This window comes from Phenylobacterium sp., from assembly GCF_028290885.1.
Classification (GTDB): domain Bacteria; phylum Pseudomonadota; class Alphaproteobacteria; order Caulobacterales; family Caulobacteraceae; genus Phenylobacterium.
Window position 1 is genome coordinate 1 of record NZ_JAQGIZ010000220.1, and the last position, 2,554, is coordinate 2,554.

Consider the following 2,554-nt stretch of genomic DNA (forward strand, 5'->3'; position numbering starts at 1 on the left):
GGCGGAGCGGCCTGCGGGGTGAATTGCCGATGCGGCCCGCCGCCGGCGTCGCCGCGCGGTCCGCCCTGGTGGACCTGCGGGCGGTCGCCGCCGCGGTCTTGCTCGCGCTCCTGCGCCAGGGCGGCCGTGGCTGCGCCGGCGAACAGCAGAAGCGTCAAGGCAGTGAGTGTGGTCTTCATATGTTTCGGTCCCGAGGGCGGTTCCGCCCTGATGGATTGCGTCCTTCGTTTCAGCACTATTGCCGCGCCGCCTGAACCGCGCTTGAACGGAACAACGCCCGAAACATCGGCGCAAGGCCGCAGACGAGGACCGCATCGGTGACCGCGATCCCCAACGACGTGATCGGTTTCTGGCGTCAGGCCGGGCCGGCCAAGTGGTTCAAGAAGCTTACCGCCTTCGACGAGGCGGTCCGCCTGAAGTTCGAGCCCACCCATCACCGCGCCGCCCGCGGCGAGTACGACGCCTGGGCCGACAGCGCCGAGGGCTGCCTGGCGCTGGTCATCCTGCTCGACCAGTTCCCCCGTAACCTCTACCGCGGCTCGGCCCACGCCTTCGCCCCCGACCCCAAGGCCCGCTCCATCGCCCGCCCGGCCATCGAGCAGGGTTTCGACCGCAAGGTCGAGCCGGTCCTGCGCAACTTCTTCTACCTGCCCTTCGAGCATTCCGAGGACCTGACCGACCAGGACTACTCGCTGGCGCTCTGCGCGGAGGCCGGCGACGCCGACAACCTCAAGTGGGCCGCCCTGCACCGCGACATCATCGTCCGCTTCGGCCGCTTCCCGCACCGCAACCGCGCGCTGGGCCGCCAGACGACGCCGGAAGAGCAGGAATTCCTCGACGAGGGCGGGTTCGCGGGGTGAACTTTGAACTGTGGACAGCGAATCGTCGGAGGGACGAATCAGTTCGCGAATCACGGCACGCTTCCTATCTGGAGCTTTCCATGAACGCCCACGCCGCCATCGCCCCGCTCTACCAGGCCGCCCCGGACCATCCGGAGCGCCAGTACCTCGACCTGCTCGCCGATGTCCTGGCCAATGGGGTCGAGCGCGGCGACCGCACCGGCACGGGCACGCTGGGCGTGTTCGGCCGGCAGATGCGCTTCGACCTGGCCCGGGGCTTCCCGCTGCTGACCACCAAGAAGCTGCACAGGAAGTCGATCATCCTGGAGCTGCTGTGGTTCCTGCGCGGCGACACCAACGTCCGCTGGCTGCAGGAGCGCGGGGTCTCCATCTGGAACGAGTGGGCCGACGACGCTGGAGAGCTCGGCCCGGTCTACGGCAAGCAGTGGCGCTCCTGGACCGCGCCCGACGGCCGGGTGATCGACCAGATCGCCGCCGTTGTGGAGGGCCTGAAGACCAATCCCACCAGCCGCCGCCACATCGTCTCGGCCTGGAACCCGGCCGAGGTGGAGGACATGGCGCTGCCGCCCTGCCACTGTCTGTTCCAGTTCTTCGTGGCGGATGGGAAACTGTCCTGCCAGCTCTACCAGCGCTCGGCCGACGTGTTCCTCGGCGTGCCGTTCAACATCGCCAGCTACGCCCTGCTCACGCTTATGGTGGCGCAAGTCACCGGCCTTGAGCCCGGCGAGTTCGTCCACACCCTCGGCGACGCCCACCTCTACCTGAACCACCTCGACCAGGCCCGCGAGCAGCTTTCCCGCGAGCCCCTGCCGCTGCCGGTCATGCGCATCGCCCCGCGCGACGACCTCTTCGCCTTCGAGTTCGAGGATTTCCTGCTGGAAGGCTACCGCGCGCACCCCTCGATCCCGGCGCCCATCGCGGTCTGACCCCCCTGATGGTATGGCCTAGCCATGCCCCCCATCACCCTCACCGCCGGCCCCATCGCCCGCGCCAAGAACGGCGTCATCGGCAAGGACGGCGGCCTGCCCTGGCGCCTCAAGACCGACCTCGCCAACTTCCGCGCCGTGACCATGGGCAAGCCGGTGATCATGGGCCGCCGGACCTGGGACAGCCTGCCGAAGAAGCCGCTGGTCGGCCGCACCAACATCGTGCTCTCCCGCGACGGCTCATTCGAGCCCAAGGGCGCGGTGGTCTGCGAGGAGTTCGGCGAGGCCGTGTCCATCGCCCGCGAGCAGGCGGAGGAAGACGGCGCGCGCGAGGTCTGCGTGATCGGCGGCGCCTCGCTGTTCGAGCTGGCGCTGGCCAAGGCTGGCCGCATCTACCTCACCGACATCGACGCCGAGGTGGAGGGCGACGTGACGCTCTCCCCCATCGACGAGACCCGCTGGCGCGAGGTCAGCGCCAGGCCCTACCCCGCCGGCGAGGACGACGACTATCCCTTCACCATCCGGGTGCTGGAACGCCGCTGATCCTTCGCTATGGTCGCTGCCAACAAGAACGGGAGGGACGCGTCATGGACATGCAGCTGGTCGCCGAGGGTTTCGAGTTCCCCGAAGGCCCGATCGCCATGGCCGACGGCTCGGTCGTCCTTACCGAGATCAAGGGCCAGCGGCTCACCCGCGTCAGCCCCGACGGCAAGAAGGAAACCCTGGTCGAGACCGGCGGCGGCCCCAACGGGGCGGCCATCGGCCCGG

3 protein-coding genes and 1 pseudogene are annotated in these 2,554 nt (G+C 69.1%); all 4 read left to right on the forward strand.

Features of this window, described 5'->3' with window-relative positions:
- Positions 1 to 317: 317 nt before the first annotated feature.
- Positions 318 to 860 (forward strand): DUF924 family protein, encoded by a 543-nt coding sequence (locus JWP28_RS14785; protein ID WP_299544042.1) that lies wholly within the window; start codon positions 318 to 320, stop codon positions 858 to 860.
- Positions 861 to 940: 80 nt separating this feature from the next.
- Positions 941 to 1,786, forward strand: coding sequence for a thymidylate synthase (locus tag JWP28_RS14790; protein ID WP_299544043.1), 846 nt, complete (start codon positions 941 to 943; stop codon positions 1,784 to 1,786).
- A gap of 24 nt (positions 1,787 to 1,810) precedes the next feature.
- Entirely contained in the window at positions 1,811 to 2,329 is a 519-nt protein-coding gene (locus JWP28_RS14795) for a dihydrofolate reductase (protein WP_299544045.1), read from the forward strand.
- Between the two features lie 44 nt (positions 2,330 to 2,373).
- Positions 2,374 to 2,554 (forward strand): annotated as a pseudogene (locus JWP28_RS14800) (SMP-30/gluconolactonase/LRE family protein); the annotation flags it as partial.

Excerpts from the sequence above, each read along its gene's own strand:
- JWP28_RS14790 (WP_299544043.1), top strand. The coding sequence starts at position 941 with ATGAACGCCCACGCCGCCATCGCCCCGCTCTACCAGGCCGCCCCGGAC.
- JWP28_RS14795 (WP_299544045.1), top strand. The coding sequence starts at position 1,811 with ATGCCCCCCATCACCCTCACCGCCGGCCCCATCGCCCGCGCCAAGAAC.